The sequence below is a fragment of the Candidatus Limnocylindrales bacterium genome (assembly GCA_035559535.1).
Lineage (GTDB): Bacteria > Moduliflexota > Moduliflexia > Moduliflexales > JAUQPW01 > JAUQPW01.
In genome coordinates this window covers 43,498-63,216 of sequence record DATMBG010000036.1, presented here as the reverse complement: position 1 = coordinate 63,216, position 19,719 = coordinate 43,498, and the positions used below count along the sequence as shown (strand labels likewise).

Genomic DNA, 19,719 nt, shown 5'->3' with positions numbered 1-19,719 from the left:
CGGGTGGAGAATAAAAGTTGAAGAGGAACTCAAGAAGATCCCTTTGGGGGATTTATCGGAATAGATCTTTTCTTTAGAATGGGGTTCTCCAAGACTTTTAAGGAGGCTCCGTAAGGGCACCTTTGTGCCCTTACTTTCCGTGGCAAATTCCCAGGAGGGTCTGGAGGGTAGAAATCAACCGATCTCCGTTCTCCACCTAGCGGTTTACCAGTTGTTCATAGATTCTTTCGTATCCATTGACCATTCGAGAAACAGAGAAATTCTCTTCAACGTGATGACGGCAGGCCTGTCTATCGATATATTTGATATCTTGAACGGCATCGGCCATTTCTTCCCAGGTTTCACAGATAAAACCGGTCTTTCCATGGATCATGATCTCTGGAATGGAGCCGCGGTTCCGAGTGATTACGGGAGTTCCACACGCCAGCGACTCGATAATAGCCAATCCGAAAGGTTCTGGCCAGTCTAGGGGAAAAATAAACGCCCTGGCCCTTTTGACAATTTCATTTCTCTCTTCTTCACCCTTTTCCCCCACGTATTCGATAAAGGGGGGCTCGATGAGGGGCTTGACCATTTCTTCATAGTAAGTCCGATCCGTGGGGTCCACCTTGGCGATTATCACCAGCTTCATACGGACCTTTTTAGCAATCTGGATGGCTTCTACGGGACCTTTTTCGGGTGAGATCCTCCCTACAAAAACCAGATAATCCTCGGGTTCCGGATTGAACGGAAATTTCTCCAAGGGGTATCCATGGTAAACGGTTCCTAACCAGTTTAGGTCGGGAAGAAATTTCCTTTGGGCATTGCTGATCGAAATGAAATTGCCATCCCGATAATAGTGATAGATTTTATGGATATCTGGAATATCCAGGCGGCCATGAAGCGTGTGAACGGTGGGTGTGGAAACTAACCGGGTAAAGGGAAAGGTAATAAAATCCAGATGAGCGTGGATCAGGTCAAATTCCCTGGCCCGGTCATAGACCATTCCCAATTCCAGCATATGATAGGGGAGATAATCTTTCACAGTTGGGTCCAGCCGTAATGCTTTTGGATGGACTGGAACCAGTTGAGCCGAGGTGAGAGAATCTCCACTTGCAAACAGGGTTACCTCGTGTCCCCTTTTCACCAACTCCTCGGTGAGGTGAAAAACGACCCTCTCGGTTCCCCCGTACATTTCCGGCGGAACCCTCTCCACTAAGGGAGCTACTTGGGCAATTTTCATACTTCTACCTCCTTGTAAATGATTTAAAGCCCAGTAACGACTTAGAAGAGCAAGGTTCGTGCCAAAATTCTCAAGGTAGTATTTTCCTGACTCATCGTTTAATAACCACTTCCAGATCAGCACTTTTGTTCAGGATTTCAACGGAAGCTGCATATTGACCTTGAGTCACATAAAAATCCACATACCGACCGTTAACCTCCAGATTGGTTACTTCGATCCAATCCAGCCACTGGGGTAATTGAGGTTGTACGAAATAAATTCGATTATTCAGGGCATCTCCTTCAAGGCCGGTTAATGCTTTTAATACTTCAAAAACGACCCCGGAGGACCAGGCCTGAGGAGAGCAAGAAGTCGGATAAGGTGTAGGGCCGTGATGGTAAGTACGGCTGAAACCGCAAAAGAGTTCCGGGAGTCGATAATCCCGGAAAAACATGGAAGCCTCTGCTAGAGCGGTGGTAAGTCTATCCACATATCTGGTCAACCCATACCGTTTTAACCCGGCAAGGATCAAAGCATTATCATGGGGCCAGATAGAACCGTTATGGTAACTCATGGGATTATAGCGAGCTTCTCGTTCGCTAACCGTTCGGATTCCCCATCCACTAAACATATCCTCCTGAAAAAGCCGTTCGGCAACCAATTTGGCCTTGTCCTGATCCATAATGCCACTCCACAGGCAATGTCCGGGATTGGAAGAGATGATCCGACAGAGTTCCTTTTTTCTATCCAGGGCGATACCAAAAAAGTTTTCCTCTTCCATCCAGAAGTCTCTATGAAATTTCTGTTTCAAAGATTCAGCCTCCTGCCGAAGTTTCTGAGCCAGATCAGTTTCTGAAAAGAGTTCTGCTAAACGGGCCATGCCCATTTTAGCCGCATACACATACCCCTGGACCTCTACCAGGGCCGTAGGGGCTTCCGCCAACCTCCCGTCTTTGTGAAAGATGGAATCCCAGGAGTCTTTCCATCCTTGATTGACCAAACCTTTGGGAGATTCTTTGTAATATTCTACGTATCTATCTCCATCCAGATCTCCATATTGATCTATCCAGGCCAGGGTTTTCAGCGCTTTTGGCCACCATTTTCTGGCTTTAGAGAGATTTCCTGTCCAGGAAACGTATTGATAGAGTAGCATTAAAAACAGAGGGGAGGCATCGACACTTCCATAGTAAGGGATAAAGGGGATTTCCTTCAAATTGGCCATTTCTCCTTTTCTGAACTCGTGGAGAATTTTTCCAGGCTGTTCATCTTTGAAAGCATCGAAAGTTTTTCCCTGATAGTGAGCCAGAAAATTTAAAGTTCCTTCCGCCAGCTTCGGTCGAAAGGGGAGGAGTTCCATAGCCGTAATGCAGCTATCCCGACCAAAGGGGGCTACGTACCAGGGAATTCCCGCATAGGGGACCCATCCCCAGTCTGTCTGGGTACTGAGCAAATAAATATCTCGCAGGGAGCGATTAATCCATTTATTGAACAGCTCGCTGCTGGAAGAAATCGAGCAACCGGCATTTACCCATTGATTGAAACTTCTCTGGAAGGTTTTTCTTAAAGAGGCCAGAGAAAGGACGGGAGGACTTTTAACTCCTTCTATTTTAGCCTGGATGGTCAGGAAAATTTTCTTTTCTTCTCGCGAGTTTAATTCGATCCAATACCGAACCTCGGTTCCTTGAATTTGATCAGGTTTTGGATCGAAAACGATGGAAGTTGTTCGCTTTTGACGATCCAGTCCCTGATATTTCAAAAGGAGTTGATGATCTTGCCATTGGGGAGGGAAAAGCTGACCCCTGGCTGGCCGCTTCATTCCGCGTACTTCAAAGATGTCTGCAAAATCAGCTCCCAAAGACATCTCCAGTGAAATACGAATCGGATGAATATGAAAATTTTTGAGGGTCAATTCTATAAAAAGAAGGTTATGCCATAGCGAGACCCTTCGATTTAAGGTAATACAATTTCTGGGAATAATCAACACCCCATCCTGGAAGATATCTCCATTGGTCAAATCCACCAAAATATCGAAATCGTCATCACTGGTGGAGGATTCAAGCAAGATGGGATATTCGCCGGAGATACGGACGTCTAATTCATCTAAAAAGCGGGTTCCTTCCACATAAAAACCCATCTCTCCGTGAATGCGTCCGGGAATATCAGTCCTCCGATCACAAACCAAAAAGGTTTCCCCCTTTTTTAGAACCAGCTTTTCAAGGTTAGCGGCAATGGCAGAAGCCTGAATATAATATTCATCGCCGACCTGGATCCTTTCTGCGGCTTTAACCAATTTCTCTTTTGGATTCTGTACCTGATCTTGAGCCAGAGTGGGTAGTAGGGAATGTACTTTATCCTCCATGAGCCTTATGATTAAATCCTGTGGGTAGGGGTAGCCTCATATACAGGAAGCTAAAGGTTGATAAACCTTGTGAGCAACTGCATAGAACTACTCCTACTCTGTTGTTTCAAGAATTGAAAATCGATTCTCATTTTTAATTTTTTTCAAGTTCTATGCCGGAATTTACAAGGAGGAAAAACAAAAGAAAAAGGCGAAAAATCCCATCCTACGCTTTCTGTCCATGAGAAGGGTAGGATGGGGATCTTTCGCCCTCTAATTTTATTTATTGGTTTAGTTAAAGGCCGGAATTCCCGTAATTTTCTGTCCCAGGATAAGCTTGTGCATATTTTCGGTTCCTTCGTAAGTTTTCACGCTTTCCAGGTTATTCATGTGGCGGATGGCACCGTATTCCAGGCTGATTCCGTTGGCTCCCAGGATATCCCGAGCTTCTCGAGCAATTTCCAGGGCCATGTGGACATTATTCAGTTTGGCCATGGAGACCTGGGTATAATCCATCTCTCCTTTATCTTTGAGACGTCCCAATTGGAGACACAGCAACTGGGCCTTGGTAATCTCGGTCAACATAAAAACAAGTTTTTCCTGGATGAGTTGAAAGGAAGCAATGGGTTTATCGAATTGAATTCGGGTTTTTGCGTAATTAAGGGCCTCCTCGTAACAGGCCATGGCAGATCCAACGGCACCCCACGCGATTCCATAGCGGGCCTGGGTAAGGCAAGAAAGAGCAGATTTAAGTCCTTCGGTTTTGGGGAGGAGATTTTCCTCGGGAATACGACAATCTTCCAAAATGAGCTCAGAGGTAATAGAAGCCCGAAGGGAGAGCTTTTTTTTCATTTCCAGAACGGTAAGTCCTGGCGTTCCTTTCTCCACCAGAAAGCCTCGGATTTGTCCGTTTAGCTTGGCCCATATAATGGCTACATCGGCAATACTCCCATTGGTAATCCACCGTTTGGTTCCATTCAAAATGTAAAACTTGCCGTCTTTTACAGCTCTGGCCTGCATACCTGCCGGATTGGACCCATAATCTGGCTCTGTCAATCCGAAGCACCCAAACTTCTCGCCCCGGGCCATACTGGGAAGCCACTTTTCTTTTTGTTCCTCGGAACCATAGGTATAAATCGCGTACATGACCAGGGCACTTTGTACAGAAACAAAGCTTCTCAATCCACTGTCCCCCCGTTCGAGCTCTTGCATAATAAGCCCATAGGCTACATTATTAAGTCCGGCACACTCATATCCCTGGAGATTGGCGCCAAATACCCCTAATTTGGCAAGGTCTGGAATCAAATCCATGGGAAAAGTTCCCTTTTCAAAATGGTCCCCGATAATCGGAATTACCCGCTCATCAACAAATTTTCGAATGGTATCCCGAATGAGAATTTCCTCTTCGGACAGGAGAGACTCGGTGTTAAAGAAATCTATTTTCATTTTTTATTACAAAGACGCGTGGGCGCGGAGGAGTGTGGAGGTGTGGGGGTGTGGAAGTATGGAAGTAGGGGAGTAGGGGAGTAGGGAAGTAGGGAAGTTCTATCTTCTACCCTCACACCCCCATACTCCCACACCCCCACACCTCCACACTCCTCCGCGTCTCGAATTAGGGTCCTTCATCTTTTACTTCCTTAAGGCCTCGTTTCATGACCACTTTATTCACGGCATTCAAGTAAGCTTTAGCACTGGCTTCAATGACGTCGGTACTGGACCCTTTACCACTTACCAGTTGCCCATCGAAATCCACAACTACCAGGGCTTCTCCAATAGCATCTTTACCTTTGGTGACAGCACGGATGGAATATTCTTTCAGTCGGCCTGGGATTCCGGTGATGGTATCGATGGCGCGATAAGCTGCTTCGACAGGCCCGTCCCCACATCCGGACTGTTGGACCACCTGATCTCCCCTTCGAATCTTAACCGTTGCCGTAGGTACGATACCGGTTCCGCCGATAATTCCCAAATATTCCAGTGTGTAAGCTTCCGGCATTGAAAGGGAGAGTTCTCCTGCGATAACCTGAAGATCTTCATCGTAGATTTCTTTCTTTTTATCGGCCAGGTCTTTAAATCGCTTAAAGGCTTCATTCAGTTGTTCTTCGGATAATTTATAACCCAATTCTTCCAGTCTATTTCGAAAGGCATGGCGACCGGAGTGTTTACCCAAAACCAGTTCATTACTGGGTCTTCCAATAGACTCCGGGGTCATAATTTCATAGGTTAGTTTTTCCTTCAAAACCCCATCTTGATGGATACCAGCTTCATGGGCAAAGGCATTTTCTCCTACAATAGCTTTATTTCTTTGTACAATGAGTCCGGTAAGTTGGGTCAATAAGCGGCTCGTTCGGTAAATTTCCTCTGTTTTGATATCGGTATGGACAAAATTGAAAAGATCCTTTCGGGTTTTGATGGCCATCACAATCTCTTCCAAGGAAGCATTTCCGGCACGTTCCCCGATTCCGTTAATGGTACACTCCACCTGTCGCGCTCCGTTTTTAATTGCAGCCAGGGAATTGGCTACGGCCAATCCTAAATCATTGTGGCAGTGTACACTCAGGATGGCTTTATCGATATTGGGGACCCGGTTTCGAATTTGAGCGATGAGATCCCCAAATTCCCATGGAATGGTATATCCCACGGTGTCGGGAATGTTAATGGTTGTAGCACCAGCTTTGATCACCTCTTCGATCACTTTACACAGGAAATCCAGTTTAGTACGGCCTGCATCTTCCGGTGAGAATTCTACGTCGTCGGTATAATTTCGAGCCCTTTTAACGGCGTTGATGGCGTCTTCCAGAACTTCCTCACGAGTTTTTCTCAGCTTGTATTTGACATGGATATCCGAAGTAGCAATAAAGGTATGGATTCGAAAACGCTCGGCATATTTTAAAGCTTCCCAAGCCCGGTCGATATCCTGTTTGGTAGTTCTAGCCAGTGCGGCAATAATAGGGCCTTTAATTTCTTGAGCGATCTCTTTGACCGCCAGAAAATCCCCTTCGGAGGCAATGGGAAAGCCTGCTTCGATAACATCTACATTCAGCCTGGCCAGTTGCCTCGCCATTTGCATCTTTTCTTCGATATTCATACTTGCCCCAGGAGACTGTTCTCCATCACGCAAGGTAGTATCAAATATAATGACTTTTTCGCTCATGGTATCACCTCCTAAAAATTAGCGATTTTATACACCTACGCACCCTGAACTCCAGATCATTGCTCATTTTTTATGGTTAAAGGTTGATCCTCGGTATAAGATTTAACTTCACTCCCCTGTACGGTTCCTTCAAGCTTTCTCAGCTTTTTTCGTCTGGATAAAAGAAACTCTACAGGACCCGATAAGGTGAAGATCGAGAACAGGACAAAAATCATAATTTCCGGATGTGCTGCAATGACAATCAGTACCAATGTAGCCATAACCAGAATGTGATAAGGATTTTTATTTCGATAATTGACCTTTTTGAAGCTCCGATATTTGATTCCACTGACCATTAAAAGCGCCAGTACATAGGTCAGAATAGCCATCAGAATGGTATGATTGGGTAATTTACCTGTGACCTGTTCCTGGAGTATAATCGACGAGGCTAAGGTACCGGCTGCCATAGGAATGGGTAATCCTATAAACCGATCCATACTCACTTTATCCACCAAAACGTTAAATCTGGCCAGTCTCAGAGCTCCACAGACTACAAAGAGAAATGCCGCCAACCATCCTACCTTCCCATAGGGTTTAAGGGCCCACAGATAGACCAGCAAACCCGGAGCCACTCCAAAGGAAATAAGGTCTGCCAGGGAATCAAATTCAACACCGAATTTACTTGAGGATTTAGTAACTCGGGCTATTTTACCGTCCAGAATATCGAATAATCCTGCGATCAAGATAAAAATCGCTGCGATTGTATACCTTCCATTGATTGCGGAAATAATGGAATAGAATCCGCAGAAAGCATTCCCCAGGGTAAAAAAATTAGGTATAAGGTAGATTGTTTTCATAATTTTACCACCGACCTATAATAGAGGTTCCAGCCTTGACTTTATCTCCAACTTTTATTTGAAGTTGAACCGTGGTCGGAAGAAATAAATCAACTCTGGAGCTGAATTTAATGAGGCCGATCCGCTGCCCGGTTGTCACTTTGTCTCCTTGTCGAAGCCAGCAAACGATTCGACGGGCCAGCAGTCCTGCAATTTGTTTGACCATAACCCGAGCCGGTCCATGGGGCGTCTCTGCAGTCAGGATGATGCTGGTCTGTTCGTTGAGCTCAGAGGCTTTATCCCGAAAAGCCGGTAGAAATCGGCCGGGAATATAAGTGATGGATTCAACGACGCCGGTAATGGGGGATCGATTCACATGGACATCCAGGGGAGACATAAAGATACTTACCTGCTGATAGCGGCCTTTCAATTCCCGGCGGTCGGCCTCTACGACCTGAACGATTTTTCCATCGGCCGGTGAGACAATGACCCCCGGGGTTTCTGGCGGTTTTCTTTCGGGATCTCTAAAAAAATTGATCATTAAAAGAGTTACGGCCAGAGATAGCCAGCTCAAGAGACTCCCGCGCCATCCCGGTACCAGGAAAAGGATCAACGTTAAGATCAACGGGATGGTTATGAAGATGTAACCTTCTTTCGCTATCGGCATGCCTGGGAGAGGGGATGAGGTGGCAGGAAGTCTGCCCTTCGGGTTACCTCACCCCGGAGATTAAAACTCAATTTCCTTTGCATCGATCCAGCTCATCATCCTCCTCAGGTTTCGCCCAACCTGTTCGATGAGATGGTTGGCCTCTCGTTTCAGGGTCGCATTATAGACCGGTCGACCGGCTTCATTTTCCAAGATCCATTCTTTAGCAAATTGACCGGTTTGAATTTCATCCAGAATTTTCTTCATTTCTTTTCGGGTTGCTTCACCGATCACTCTTTTGCCTCGGGTAAGATCTCCATATTTGGCCGTATCACTTACCGAGTAACGCATGTAATTAATACCCCCTTGATAAAACAGGTCCACGATGAGTTTCAGTTCATGCATACACTCAAAATAAGCTATTTCGGGTTGATAGCCTGCCTCTACAAGGGTCTCAAATCCGGCTCGAACCAGCTCTGTCACTCCGCCACACAGAACGGTCTGTTCGCCAAAGAGGTCCGTTTCGGTTTCCTCTTTAAAGGTTGTTTCCAAAACCCCGGCCCGGGTAGAACCAATTCCCTTTGCATAGGCCAATCCGATACTTTTGGCATTTCCCGTATAATCCTGGTGAATTGCAATGAGGGAAGGGACTCCCCCTCCTTCCACGTATACCCGACGCATGATATGACCGGGGCTTTTAGGGGCTATAAGAACGACATCTACGTGTTTGGGAGGGACTATCTGACCGAAATGAATATTGAATCCATGGGAGAAAAACAGGGCGTTCCCTTCCTCCAGATTGGGTTTTATTTCGGTTTCAAAGAGTTGTTTCTGAATGCTATCTGGAGCCAGAATCTGGATAACATCTGCCTGGGCAGAGGCCTCCGGGACAGTGGTAACTTTTAATCCATCTCGTTCAGCCTGGGCCCAGCTTTTACTATCCTTTTTAAGGCCCACAACGACATTCAACCCGCTATCCCGCAGGTTTTGGGCTTGGGCATGTCCCTGGCTTCCATAGCCGATAATGGCGATTGTTTTATTTTTAAGGACATTTAAATCTGCATCTTTATCATAATAAATGGTTGCCGGCATAGCTTTCTACCTAAAACGTAAAACGCAAAACGTAAAAATACAAGGCATTCCTTTTTTACCTTTTACGTTTTACCTGATGGTTTGTGCTCTTATTCTTTCTCCAGAGAGTCCTCCGGTTTTCTTTTGCTCGGGAAGGTCAGGGCGACGATCCCCGTTCGGGCCATTTCTTCGATTCCATACTGGGCTAAGAGCCGCGTAATGGAATCAATTTGGCGTTGATTACCGGTCACTTCAATCATAATACTGGTTTCAGACATATCGGCGACCCGGGCATTAAAAACACCGGCTATTTGAATGATTTCTGCTCGGGATTGGTTGCTTGGGGTCTTGACGACAAATACGGCCAGTTCTCGCGTGATAGATTCATCGTATTTTAAATCCTTGATAGAGAGAACATCCACTAACTTCTGGCATTGTTTGATAATCTGTTGTACGACCCGCTCATCACCGCCTACGGCAATGGTCATTCTGGATAATTCCGGATTTTCGGTTACACCCACAGAGATACTTTCAATGTTATAACCTCGACGGGTGAAGAGTCCGGCCACATGGGAAAGGACTCCGGGATGATTTCGGACCAGCAAGGATAAAGTATGTAGCATTTCCAAAATAAAGGCGAAGGGTGAAAAGCAAAAAGTCAAAAAAGTAAAAGGCGAAAGGTGAAAGGTAAAAGGAAAAACTTCCTTTACCTTTTGCCCTTCGCTCTTTCGCCTTTCGCCTTGCCCCCTTTGCCTGGTTAGCCGATCATTTGTTTTAAAGTTCCGCCGGCAGGAATCATGGGATAAACATTATCTTCTTGAGGAATGCGAAAATCCATAACCACCGTATTATCTGTTTCAAGGGCTTTTTCAATGGCCGGTCGGACTTCTGCTTTTTTGGTGATAAGTATGCCCACGGCCCCATAACCTTCTGCAATCTTCACAAAATCCGGACTTCCAAGGAATGTATGGGAGTAGCGTCCTTTGAAGAAAAGCTGCTGCCATTGACGAACCATTCCCAGATATCCGTTATTTAAGATTGCGATTTTGATGGGCAGATGATACTGTACAGCGGTAGCCAGTTCTTGAATGGTCATTTGGAAACTTCCATCCCCATCTATGGTAAAGACCGTTCTATGGGGATAGGCAACCTGAGCCCCAATAGCAGCCGGAAAACCAAAACCCATAGTCCCTAATCCACTGGAGGAGACCCAGGATCTGGGTGCTTGAAATCGGTAGTACTGGGCCGCCCACATTTGATGTTGCCCGACCCCAACGGTAATAATCGCTTCCCCTTTGGTGGCTTCGTAAATTTGTTCCACTACATACTGGGGTATGACGCGATCCTCTGAATTCTCATAGGTTAAAGGATATTGGGTTTTCCATTCCTGAATCTGTTTATGCCATTTGTCATAGGTTTTGAGTTTAGCCTTATCTAACTTTTTAAGGAACACCTGTAGGACTTTTTTAACATCTCCCCGGATAGGAATATGGGCATAGACAATTTTATTAATTTCAGCGGCATCTATATCCACATGGACGATTTTAGCATTCCGTGCAAATTCAGAGACCTTTCCGGTGACCCGATCATCAAAACGAGCTCCAAGGGCTAAGATAAGATCGGCCTCTCCCATGGCATAGTTGGCGTATTTGGTTCCGTGCATTCCCAGCATCCCCAGGGACAACTCATCGGTTCCGGGAAAACTCCCGAGTCCCATAAGGGTCGTAGTAACCGGAATACGGGTTCTTTTAGCGAACTCATAAAGTTCCTGGTGAGCCCCGGATATGATCACACCACCGCCCACATAGATAACGGGTCGCTCGGCTTCTTCAATGGCCTGGATGGCTTTGTCTACTTGCGCTTCATTAATTTCTTGAAAATATTGATTATAACAAGGTAAGGAAACGGGTTTAGGCTTTACATATTCTGTTACGGCATTTTGAATATCCTTGGGTAGATCTATTAAGACCGGTCCAGGGCGTCCTGTTCTGGCAATATAAAAAGCCTCCGCGACAATTTGAGCTAATTTATTAACGTCCCGAACTAAATAATTATATTTGGTTGCCGGAATACTAATCCCATAAATATCGGCCTCTTGGAAGCCATCGGTTCCAATGAGGTGGGTTGGAACCTGACCTGTGATAGCCACAATGGGTGTGGAGTCCATCAGGGCATCGACTAAACCGGTCACCAGATTTGTGGCACCGGGTCCGGAAGTCGCCATGCACACCCCAACTTTTCCGGTAGTCCTTGCATAGCCTTCCGCAGCGTGAATCGCTCCCTGTTCGTGGCGGGTCAGGATATGGGCGATTCCAGAGTCAAATAGCACATCATACACGGGCATGATGGCTCCCCCTGGAATACCAAAAATCACTTCCACACCCTCCGCTTTTAAGGATTCTATTAAGATTTGTGCACCTGTTAATTTCATTCCTATGCCTCCAACCTTATAACTCTTTCCCCTTATGGACCCAGCTAGGAGTGGTTCTCTACCCAATAACCTTAAAACCCCGGGGCTATAAAACAACAGGAAGTATTTCCTGGGCTTCCCGAAGGGAATAACCGCTTCTTCCCGGGAAAATAAAGATAAACCCTCAAATTACCCCCTACCCTACCCAATCAGGGAATAGAGCCAAAGGTTTCCGTTACAGCCGTTTAGTTATCTTTCCTATAGGAGTTGTTACTCTAAGTCGCTCCCTTCTTCTGATAAGCCCGAAGCATCTCAGTCATGTGATCCTTTAATCTCAGCTTTTCTTTCTTCATTTTCTTCACTTCCATTTCCTCTTCCGGAGTCAAATAGCGCTTTTCTTCTAACTGCTGGAGTTTGAGGTCTAACTCTCGATGGCTTTTCTTAAGCCGTGCATACTCCTCATTCTCCCTTTCTAAACGCTTTTGGAGCTCCTCCATGGATTCTTCTGACATAATAGCCTCCTTCCTTCTAAGCTTGGTAACCCGAGTGGCTTACCAAAAAGGAAGCACCCCCACCAGGGGTCCCCCTACCAGATAAAACCAACTGGAATTTACCCTGCTTCTTAGGGGATGAAATGGATTTAAAACCCGAGATGCTTCCCCTCTACAGGCTAAATAAGACAGAGTGGTAATCTTCTATCTATAATAACTATATCTCTTTTTGTCAAGTTTTAAAGATGAAATGTTGCTACCTTCTGTACTCTCAAAGTGTTATAAAATTTCTAAAATTTTTCTTGACAGAAGATCCTTTTATGATTTTTATATTATTATTGATATTGATTATCAATATCAATTTTTTTGAAAACAGAAGTTAGGTTTAATATCGCCCTTACACCACTCACGAAAAGAGTTTTTAAACAGGAAAGATGGTAAAATGAAGTCTAAGGGTCACAAAGGTATTTCGATAAAATTCCCTGGCGAAACCGAGGGATGAAGAGAAAATCTGTATGGTAGGTTCCAGATAAAGGGGTAATTACCGTATTAAGTCCTTTCTCTGCTAGGCTACGACACCTCCTCGACCTCTCCAAGTAGCCTGGGAGAACGGTGGGTGGAACATCTTAACCGTTGCCATTAAGATGTTCCCCCATCGGATTTTAGATCTATCCCGAAATGGTTGATTACAGACTCAACATGAGATTTTTCTTTATATTCTTTATTTTCTTTATTTCGCTGGCCGTTGCAGGTACTACCCTTGTCCAAACCCTGCTGGCAGGTGCCGATGATGAATCTATCATAATTCGTGATAGGTCTCGTATCGTAACCATTGGCGGTTCAATTACGGAGATCGTATATGCCCTGGGTCAGGGTTCTAACCTTGTTGGGGTGGATACCTCAAGTATCTACCCAGAGAGCACGACCCATTTACCCAAAGTAGGTTATCAGAGAGCGCTATCGGCCGAGGGTATTCTCTCCCTCAGGCCAAGCCTGATTTTAGCAACCCCCGAGGCAGGCCCCCTTACCGTGATCGCGCAATTGAAAGCTTCCGGTATTCCGGTTCTTGTCTTACCTGTAGAGTATTCTGTTGAGGGTGCAAGAAACAAGATTCGGTATGTTGCTAAAGTGTTGGGAGTGGAAGCAAAAGGAGAAGAGTTAATAAGGTCGATAGATCAAGATCTCAGGGTTGTAGAGCAGCAGGCGGCTTTGATTCGTTCGAAACCTCCAAAGGTTTTATTTATATACGCTCGAGGGCAGGGTACTCTACTCGTATCGGGTAGAGGTACGGCAGCCGATGGAATGATTAAACTGGCACGGGGCATCAATGCCATAACCGACTATGAGGGCTTTAAACCTTTGACCGCAGAAGCGGCCATAGTGGCTGCACCCGATGTACTTTTGCTACCTTCACGGGGCCTTGAGAGTATCGGCGGGGTCGATGGTCTCTTCCGACTTCCTGGATTATCTTTGACACCTGCCGGGAAGAACCGTCGGTTTATCGCCATGGATGATCTATATCTCTTGGGATTTGGTCCACGGGTTGGTCGGGCTATTCAGGAGTTAATGGTTTTGTTATATCCTGAGCTTGGAGAAGGACAACGGCAATGAGTACTCCGACTTACCTTCTCACCATCAAATCTCTGCCTCGTAGACGACGATCTGTTTCTGTATTAATGATACTGCTAATGCTCCTGATAGGGATTGTCCTGGCATCAGTCGGGATAGGGGCTGTTCGTATTTCGTCGGGTCAAATCTTGGCCATCCTTGTTAAGCAGGTAGGTATTGCCTTGCCTCAGGCCTTTGAGGAGCAACAAGAAGTTGTTCTTGTTACCATTCGTCTACCCCGGGTGGTGCTGGGTATTCTGGTAGGGACCGGTCTGGCAGTATCCGGGGTTGCCATGCAAGCTTTATTCCGTAATCCCCTTGCCGATCCAGGTTTAATAGGAGTTTCCAGCGGCGCTGCCCTGGCGGCAGTTTCTGTAATTGTGCTCGGAACAAGGTTATTTGGAGGATTATTCCAGCTTTTAGGATTTTTTACCCTTCCGGTTATGGCCTTTGTAGGTGGGTTAGGGGCTACCCTTGCGGTGTATAAGCTTTCACATTTTGAAGGAAGAATCCAGGTGACTACGATGCTTCTAGCAGGTATTGCCATCAACGCGCTGGCCGGTGCCGGTATTGGGCTGTTAACCTCTATAGCTACTGATGTACAACTCCGTAGCCTTACTTTCTGGAACTTAGGGAGTTTAGGTGGTGCGACCTGGGCAACAGTAAGCGTAGGGGCACCGTTTATTTTAGCCGCAATCATTTTCATCTTACGACTCTCCCAACCCTTTAATGTCCTTCTTTTAGGTGAAGCAGAGGCCGAACACCTGGGTATTCCGGTTGAGTCCCTCAAACGACAGGTAATGATTCTCGTAGCTATGATGGTTGGAGCCGCCGTCTCCATGACCGGCATGATCGGTTTCGTGGGGCTTATAGTTCCACACCTGTTACGGTTAATGATCGGACCAGATCACCGCTATTTACTTCCGGGATCGGTCCTGCTGGGTCCATGTTTGCTCCTGGGAGCCGATTTGATCGCTCGGGTTCTGGTAGCACCGGCCGAGTTACCTTTAGGAGTCGTGACTGCCTTTCTTGGTGCTCCTTTTTTTCTCTGGTTGCTTTTGCAGGACCGTCGTCGAGAGAAGTTTTTATGATCGAAGCTCATCAGATCTCTGTGAAAATTGGGACTCAATTTCTCCTTCAGGAGGTCTCTCTTAAAATCTCTCCGGGTGAAGTAGTGGCTGTGATTGGGCCAAACGGAGCAGGCAAGTCTACCTTGCTCAGGGTACTAAGTGGGGAATTGGTTCCATCCGATGGGGAAGTTTGGATGGCAGGCCAGCCTCTCCCAACATGGTCACTTCTCGAACGGGCCCGCAGGCGTGCGGTGTTACCTCAAGATTCAACTCTTGCCTTTCCTTTTACCGCCTTAGAGGTTGTTCTCATGGGTCGCACCCCACATTGTAAAGGCCTAGAACGGACCTGCGATTATGAAATAGCCCGCACCGCTCTGATAGCCGTGGGAGCCTTGCATTTGGAAACACGTCTCTATCCTACCCTCTCAGGAGGGGAGCGCCAGCGTGTACAACTGGCCCGTGTTCTGGCCCAAATAGGGGATACCTTCTCCATTCACCCCTGCTACCTGTTACTCGATGAGCCTATTGCCAGGTTAGACTTGATTCATCAGCACAGCACCCTCCAAATCGTGCGGGATTTTGCACGGGCCGGGGTAGGAATCCTGCTAATTCTACACGACCTGAATCTGGCGGCACAATATGCCGACCGCATTGTGCTTCTCAAGTCAGGACGACTTATAGCGGAAGGATCCCCCTGGGATGTCCTCACCCCGGAGATAATCCGGAGTGCCTTTGCCATGTCCGTTGTCGTAATACCTCATCCCTATCTGGGGTGTCCGCTGGTCGTCCCTTTACCGGGGCCGGATCTGGTACCTAATTCGGTAGATTGGATAGGACGGTGCAAAGAGAAAAAGTAAGGGATCCTCCCTAAAAATTTTTCCTTAATAGATCTTAAAAAATTTCCTAAAATTTCCTAAAAAGAATAATGGTTTTAAAAATTAACTATACCCAAATAAAAAATGAAACCCTAGAAAGGAGCTAGCCATGATTGCAGTTGCCAATCGTATTTTTGTAGCCCAAGCGTATGCCAAAACCTTTGAGGAACATTTCCGTACCCGAGCTGGTTTGGTGGATGGTATGCCGGGTTTTATTTCCAATCAGGTATTGCGGCCCACCCATCCGGGGGATCCTTATATTGTGCTTACCTTCTGGGAGTCCTATGCCCACTTTGAGTCCTGGACAAAATCTGATGCTTTTATTAAAGGACATACCCGCTCCGGAACCTTACCAAAGGAGGCTTTTATCGCACCCAACAAACTGGAAGTTCATGAAGTTATCCTCACCACCCTTTCAACTCCAAAGCCAGAGGCCCATTGATGGGGCTTATACCCTTTCTATGTTGAAACATCGCATACCCCTGCCTCACCCCTCTGTCCCTCCCCCATTTTCCAGGGAAGGGAGCTTCGCTTCAAAGTTCCTTCCCCTGCAAAGCAGGGGAAGGTCCGGAAGGGAGCGCCTCCCGGATCTCACTCTTATCCTGGCATCTAAGCCCCTCTCCTGAAGCTTTAGGAGAGGGGAGTTTCCTGTTTAAGGGTTACAGTAATCAATTCTTTTAGAATATCCCCTCAACCTGGATCGGTTATTTTATTGTTCCCAACTATTTGGTAACCAGCCAGGCACGACTCCAAATCCGATAGACTTCGTGATACAGGTTTTCTACCATAAATCCAAATGCCAGCTCCTCCTTCGCCCAATCACCGTCTCCACCCATCACCCCATATAGATTCGGACTTCCCATATCGGTTCCCCACATCTGCTGCTGGTTCTGGATAAATTTCCACACGAGTTCCCCAACACTCAGATTCTGTTCAGGAAATGATTCATATTCTTCGTCGGTTAAGGCATTAAACATAAACCTTAACGCAAATCGGCTGACGATTCTAAGCTGGACCAGGTATCTCTCTTCAACCGGTTCCTGAGCCTTTTCAATAAAAGCGGCATAATCTTTCAAACGTGTATCTACTTCCATCAGCCTTAGCAAGGCTTTAATATCCGATTCATCTGGTGTGCCGTCAAAATAAATGATCCCTCCAGAAGGTTCATTGGTTGGAACATTATGAAAAGGATGGTTTAAGCCAGGGTGGTAGCCATAATATTTTGAAGGAGGGTCCGAAAGGACTTTTATAGGATCGTCCCACGGGCGGATCAGAAGTGGGCCTTCAATTCCAATGCCCATAGGAGCAAATAGGCTTAGGTCTCCGGGTTGTATCTCTAACTCCTTACCTGGCCAGACTCGAGGCGAAATCCTAACCAAATCTTTAAATTGCTCAATCTTCTTATCCATCTACGTTCTCCATAGGAGCTAGGAGGATGATACAACTGTCCACCCCCTAATCCCTATACCTGGTTGAATTATTTTATTAGAAGAGTCTTGGGTATAACTCTGGTTTATTATTCTCTATAAGTATAAACATAACAGCGAAGAGTTATTAACAGTCTAATCAAAATTTAGGACATGGCTTTGGTTAACCAGGACTTGGGAAGAGGGGTGTGTAAACTGGGATTTACGAAATGAACCCGTCTTCTTGCTCATTTCACATTTATTCTATCAGTAACTTCAAACGAGACGTTTAATCTACTCCAACGGCGGATTTATTCGTTTTCAGAGGTCTCCTTTAATAATGCTATGGCCCTTTCCTTACGCCCATAGAAAATAGGAAATAGATAGGATCGTGTACCTAACCGGGTCCCCACGGTCCCATCAAAAACCGGACCCGCATATCCCAATATGTTAATGGCATAGGGATCGACCAACCGCTTGAGTTCGCTCCAGAAAAATGTTCCTACTTCAGGTTTTACGTAGAGATCCTGAAGATCAACTAATATATAGCATTTGGCGTTGAGAGATCGGCAGAATCCTTTCATCTTGCTTATAAAAGACTCTATGTCCTGATGGGTTCCCAATAAACAGTGATGAAAGGAAATAATCAACATATTCTCTGCCCGATTATAGTTAAAGTGAAAGGGCAGTGAGGAAGGATCCCATAAGTTTTCACCGGTCATAGCCTTTATCTCTCTCAGATTTTTTGGTTCTTTCGGAGCTCAATTTTTGAGCAAGGGTTTTAACGCCGTGTTCAAATAAAACTTTAATTCGATGAAATTCTTCTACCTTGATGACAATACCCAGACCGAAGGTCGTATGAAAGATCAGATCTCCCGGTTCGAAGGTAACTTGAGGGTTATAGGTTATTGCACGGTCTTTGTGGTTAAACTCTCCGGCCAGAGTCGCGCTCCAGGCTTCTTTAGCCTGGGGATTATTCTGAGTAGGGTCATGGGAATTGGTTCCTGTGGATCTTTTTCTCCTTTTCTTGGGATTGACTTCGTTTGAAGTCTCCAACAGATCAGGATAAAATTTATGCTCCGTCTTACAGAGGGTACATTGAACTTTTTGATCCGAAGCCTGTCGGTTAAAAGACATTGAAATAAGGTGTTCAGACATAAACCGACATTTCGGGCAATAAGTTTCCACGAATTGGGTTTTATAAATCATGAAAGTTTCCTTCTTTTCTTTTTTTATTTATCCTACTTTTACGGGCTTCCTTTTCGAGGATACACCGGATGTACCAGGTTATATCCCTCACCGTTTTCATTCGACTCGCATCTCGTTCAGGGATTTCGATGCCAAACTCTTCTTCCAAACTGATAAAAAGACCTACGATGTCTAAATAGTCTGCTCCCAGGCTCTCAAAAGATGCATCCAGGTATATTTCATCGGCATCGAGACCCAGGCATTCGGCTATGACCGATTTAACCCGGCTTTCCGAAACCATTTTTATTTACCTCCTTCAGGATTTTCCGGTAATTCAATGAGAGTTGTTTTAATTCGTCGGGTCGTAGGAAGTACTCTTCATCGGTCCTGTTTCCATAAAGATCCTAATTACTTTTTTCATTCTCTTTTTTCATTCTCTTTAAAGCATTGAGAGCTCCTTCTCGGGTTTTATAAAAGTTGGAATCAAAGTGATGAAGCAGTCCTTCTTTCTCGATGATGAGGTAATCTAAGAGCGCCCCTCCAAATCGCACAACTCCTAAAGCATATCGGTCCATCACCCTTTTAATTTCTCTTCCCAGAAAGTTAAGGGTTTTATAATCGATTTCAGGACCAAAACAAGCTTTTCTGTAGTCAATCAGGAAGTAACATTTTTTTCCCAGGGATTCGCAGATCTTTTCCTTCGCTTCTATGAATTCTTTAACATCTTCCAAGGTTCGGAAAACGAATCCCTCAAAGGAAACGGTTAAAATATTCTCCATTTCGTCATAATTGAAATCGAACTTCATAAGATCGTCGGTTGAACAAGGGTTTAACAGCTCTTCAGGTGCGGTAATAAAATCCTGGCTTATCTTGCCATGGATCTGGAAAATCCAGATTTTTACCTCCCCGCTATACTTAAGCGCAACCTTTATGCCAGATTAAAATTTGAGATTAAATAAAAACATCTCCTCTGTATAAACCTTGAAAGTTAAAAGGGTTAAAGATCTTTTAAAAATTTTGGATGGAAGGAAAAAGGATTCGAATAAAGATAAGGAGGATAAAAACTGTGCTGAATCTGCACGGTAGGTTGAGAGATAAAGATAAGATCGTGCTATTTCGGCATTAAAAAGCAGGGGGAAAAGAAAAAATCTTATAAACCATGCATTTTTTGCATCCCTCCGGGAAGATGATAATTTTTAAATTTCTGATAAATACTTCCTAAGCCAATGTTAAGGATTTTAACTGTTTTAGTCGGTATTGAAATGTGGAGTAAAGTAGGGATAGCCCCCTGGGCATCAAGCTAAATTTCGTAAAGCCTTGTTAGAGGGTACTCCCACCCTGTTCTTCCTTTCAGGGGTATTTTCTTTGGACCTAACTCCTCCGACTCCCTTCCCTGTAGTTTCTTTTATTTTACTATCCTGTCACCTGAATGGTGTAAAAACTGCT

19 protein-coding genes are annotated in these 19,719 nt (G+C 45.4%); 4 read left to right on the top strand and 15 right to left on the bottom strand.

The genetic code is table 11. The features are described from left to right. Positions 1-196: 196 nt before the first annotated feature. From VNM22_12180 to VNM22_12135, 10 genes are all read right to left on the bottom strand, one after another. The gene (locus tag VNM22_12180; GenBank protein HWP47913.1) at positions 197-1,222 is read right to left on the bottom strand and encodes a glycosyltransferase family 4 protein; all 1,026 of its coding nucleotides are present in this window, start codon (positions 1,220-1,222) and stop codon (positions 197-199) included. 91 nt (positions 1,223-1,313) lie between these two features. Next, positions 1,314-3,560, bottom strand: a complete 2,247-nt coding sequence (locus VNM22_12175; protein HWP47912.1) for an amylo-alpha-1,6-glucosidase — start codon at positions 3,558-3,560, stop codon at positions 1,314-1,316. A gap of 270 nt (positions 3,561-3,830) precedes the next feature. Beyond that, positions 3,831-4,985 carry an acyl-CoA dehydrogenase family protein gene (locus tag VNM22_12170; protein HWP47911.1) on the bottom strand — a complete coding sequence of 385 codons (1,155 nt, stop codon included), beginning with the start codon at positions 4,983-4,985 and terminating at the stop codon, positions 3,831-3,833. A gap of 166 nt (positions 4,986-5,151) precedes the next feature. Next, complete coding sequence (locus VNM22_12165) at positions 5,152-6,693, bottom strand: 2-isopropylmalate synthase (GenBank protein HWP47910.1); 1,542 nt, start codon at positions 6,691-6,693, stop codon at positions 5,152-5,154. 56 nt (positions 6,694-6,749) lie between these two features. After that, on the bottom strand, positions 6,750-7,529 hold the full coding sequence (pssA, locus tag VNM22_12160; protein HWP47909.1) for a CDP-diacylglycerol--serine O-phosphatidyltransferase: 780 nt from the start codon (positions 7,527-7,529) through the stop codon (positions 6,750-6,752). 4 nt (positions 7,530-7,533) lie between these two features. Next, positions 7,534-8,175, bottom strand: coding sequence for a phosphatidylserine decarboxylase family protein (locus VNM22_12155; GenBank protein ID HWP47908.1), 642 nt, complete (start codon positions 8,173-8,175; stop codon positions 7,534-7,536). A gap of 60 nt (positions 8,176-8,235) precedes the next feature. Continuing rightward, positions 8,236-9,246, bottom strand: a complete 1,011-nt coding sequence (gene ilvC, locus VNM22_12150; protein ID HWP47907.1) for a ketol-acid reductoisomerase — start codon at positions 9,244-9,246, stop codon at positions 8,236-8,238. An 89-nt stretch (positions 9,247-9,335) separates the two neighbouring features. Further along, positions 9,336-9,848, bottom strand: coding sequence for an acetolactate synthase small subunit (gene ilvN / locus VNM22_12145; protein HWP47906.1), 513 nt, complete (start codon positions 9,846-9,848; stop codon positions 9,336-9,338). Between the two features lie 134 nt (positions 9,849-9,982). Continuing rightward, a complete protein-coding gene (ilvB, locus tag VNM22_12140) occupies positions 9,983-11,656 on the bottom strand; it encodes a biosynthetic-type acetolactate synthase large subunit (protein HWP47905.1) in 1,674 nt (557 codons plus the stop codon). A 254-nt stretch (positions 11,657-11,910) separates the two neighbouring features. After that, entirely contained in the window at positions 11,911-12,147 is a 237-nt protein-coding gene (locus VNM22_12135) for a DUF465 domain-containing protein (protein HWP47904.1), read from the bottom strand. 678 nt (positions 12,148-12,825) lie between these two features. Here VNM22_12135 and VNM22_12130 point away from each other — a divergent pair. The 4 genes from VNM22_12130 (at position 12,826) to VNM22_12115 (ending at position 16,121) form a co-directional block, all read left to right on the top strand. After that, positions 12,826-13,737, top strand: coding sequence for a hemin ABC transporter substrate-binding protein (locus VNM22_12130; GenBank protein ID HWP47903.1), 912 nt, complete (start codon positions 12,826-12,828; stop codon positions 13,735-13,737). Next, complete coding sequence (locus tag VNM22_12125; protein ID HWP47902.1) at positions 13,734-14,825, top strand: iron ABC transporter permease; 1,092 nt, start codon at positions 13,734-13,736, stop codon at positions 14,823-14,825. Before VNM22_12130 ends, VNM22_12125 begins: the two co-directional genes overlap by 4 nt. Then, the gene (locus VNM22_12120; GenBank protein ID HWP47901.1) at positions 14,822-15,661 is read left to right on the top strand and encodes a heme ABC transporter ATP-binding protein; all 840 of its coding nucleotides are present in this window, start codon (positions 14,822-14,824) and stop codon (positions 15,659-15,661) included. Before VNM22_12125 ends, VNM22_12120 begins: the two co-directional genes overlap by 4 nt. 127 nt (positions 15,662-15,788) lie before the next feature. Continuing rightward, positions 15,789-16,121 (top strand): antibiotic biosynthesis monooxygenase, encoded by a 333-nt coding sequence (locus VNM22_12115; protein ID HWP47900.1) that lies wholly within the window; start codon positions 15,789-15,791, stop codon positions 16,119-16,121. A gap of 280 nt (positions 16,122-16,401) precedes the next feature. On the opposite strand, the gene VNM22_12110 is transcribed toward VNM22_12115, so the two are convergent. The 5 genes from VNM22_12110 to VNM22_12090 form a co-directional block, all read right to left on the bottom strand. After that, positions 16,402-17,088 (bottom strand): hypothetical protein, encoded by a 687-nt coding sequence (locus VNM22_12110; GenBank protein HWP47899.1) that lies wholly within the window; start codon positions 17,086-17,088, stop codon positions 16,402-16,404. A gap of 308 nt (positions 17,089-17,396) precedes the next feature. Further along, positions 17,397-17,807 (bottom strand): hypothetical protein, encoded by a 411-nt coding sequence (locus tag VNM22_12105; protein HWP47898.1) that lies wholly within the window; start codon positions 17,805-17,807, stop codon positions 17,397-17,399. Continuing rightward, entirely contained in the window at positions 17,797-18,294 is a 498-nt protein-coding gene (locus VNM22_12100; GenBank protein ID HWP47897.1) for a hypothetical protein, read from the bottom strand. The genes VNM22_12105 and VNM22_12100 overlap by 11 nt, the downstream gene beginning before the upstream one ends. Then, complete coding sequence (locus VNM22_12095) at positions 18,284-18,574, bottom strand: acyl carrier protein (GenBank protein ID HWP47896.1); 291 nt, start codon at positions 18,572-18,574, stop codon at positions 18,284-18,286. The genes VNM22_12100 and VNM22_12095 overlap by 11 nt, the downstream gene beginning before the upstream one ends. A 103-nt stretch (positions 18,575-18,677) precedes the next feature. Then, positions 18,678-19,079: a hypothetical protein gene (locus VNM22_12090; GenBank protein HWP47895.1), complete on the bottom strand. Its 402-nt coding sequence runs from the start codon at positions 19,077-19,079 to the stop codon at positions 18,678-18,680. Positions 19,080-19,719: the final 640 nt, after the last annotated feature.

What these genes read in the sequence shown, in the direction of transcription:
- VNM22_12180 (HWP47913.1), bottom strand. Translation starts at nt 1,222, where the DNA reads ATGAAAATTGCCCAAGTAGCTCCCTTAGTGGAGAGGGTTCCGCCGGAA.
- VNM22_12175 (HWP47912.1), bottom strand. Translation starts at nt 3,560, where the DNA reads ATGGAGGATAAAGTACATTCCCTACTACCCACTCTGGCTCAAGATCAG.
- VNM22_12170 (HWP47911.1), bottom strand. Translation starts at nt 4,985, where the DNA reads ATGAAAATAGATTTCTTTAACACCGAGTCTCTCCTGTCCGAAGAGGAA.
- VNM22_12165 (HWP47910.1), bottom strand. Translation starts at nt 6,693, where the DNA reads ATGAGCGAAAAAGTCATTATATTTGATACTACCTTGCGTGATGGAGAA.
- pssA (HWP47909.1), bottom strand. Translation starts at nt 7,529, where the DNA reads ATGAAAACAATCTACCTTATACCTAATTTTTTTACCCTGGGGAATGCT.
- VNM22_12155 (HWP47908.1), bottom strand. Translation starts at nt 8,175, where the DNA reads ATGCCGATAGCGAAAGAAGGTTACATCTTCATAACCATCCCGTTGATC.
- ilvC (HWP47907.1), bottom strand. Translation starts at nt 9,246, where the DNA reads ATGCCGGCAACCATTTATTATGATAAAGATGCAGATTTAAATGTCCTT.
- ilvN (HWP47906.1), bottom strand. Translation starts at nt 9,848, where the DNA reads ATGCTACATACTTTATCCTTGCTGGTCCGAAATCATCCCGGAGTCCTT.
- ilvB (HWP47905.1), bottom strand. Translation starts at nt 11,656, where the DNA reads ATGAAATTAACAGGTGCACAAATCTTAATAGAATCCTTAAAAGCGGAG.
- VNM22_12135 (HWP47904.1), bottom strand. Translation starts at nt 12,147, where the DNA reads ATGTCAGAAGAATCCATGGAGGAGCTCCAAAAGCGTTTAGAAAGGGAG.
- VNM22_12130 (HWP47903.1), top strand. Translation starts at nt 12,826, where the DNA reads ATGAGATTTTTCTTTATATTCTTTATTTTCTTTATTTCGCTGGCCGTT.
- VNM22_12125 (HWP47902.1), top strand. Translation starts at nt 13,734, where the DNA reads ATGAGTACTCCGACTTACCTTCTCACCATCAAATCTCTGCCTCGTAGA.
- VNM22_12120 (HWP47901.1), top strand. Translation starts at nt 14,822, where the DNA reads ATGATCGAAGCTCATCAGATCTCTGTGAAAATTGGGACTCAATTTCTC.
- VNM22_12115 (HWP47900.1), top strand. Translation starts at nt 15,789, where the DNA reads ATGATTGCAGTTGCCAATCGTATTTTTGTAGCCCAAGCGTATGCCAAA.
- VNM22_12110 (HWP47899.1), bottom strand. Translation starts at nt 17,088, where the DNA reads ATGGATAAGAAGATTGAGCAATTTAAAGATTTGGTTAGGATTTCGCCT.
- VNM22_12105 (HWP47898.1), bottom strand. Translation starts at nt 17,807, where the DNA reads ATGACCGGTGAAAACTTATGGGATCCTTCCTCACTGCCCTTTCACTTT.
- VNM22_12100 (HWP47897.1), bottom strand. Translation starts at nt 18,294, where the DNA reads ATGATTTATAAAACCCAATTCGTGGAAACTTATTGCCCGAAATGTCGG.
- VNM22_12095 (HWP47896.1), bottom strand. Translation starts at nt 18,574, where the DNA reads ATGGTTTCGGAAAGCCGGGTTAAATCGGTCATAGCCGAATGCCTGGGT.
- VNM22_12090 (HWP47895.1), bottom strand. Translation starts at nt 19,079, where the DNA reads ATGAAGTTCGATTTCAATTATGACGAAATGGAGAATATTTTAACCGTT.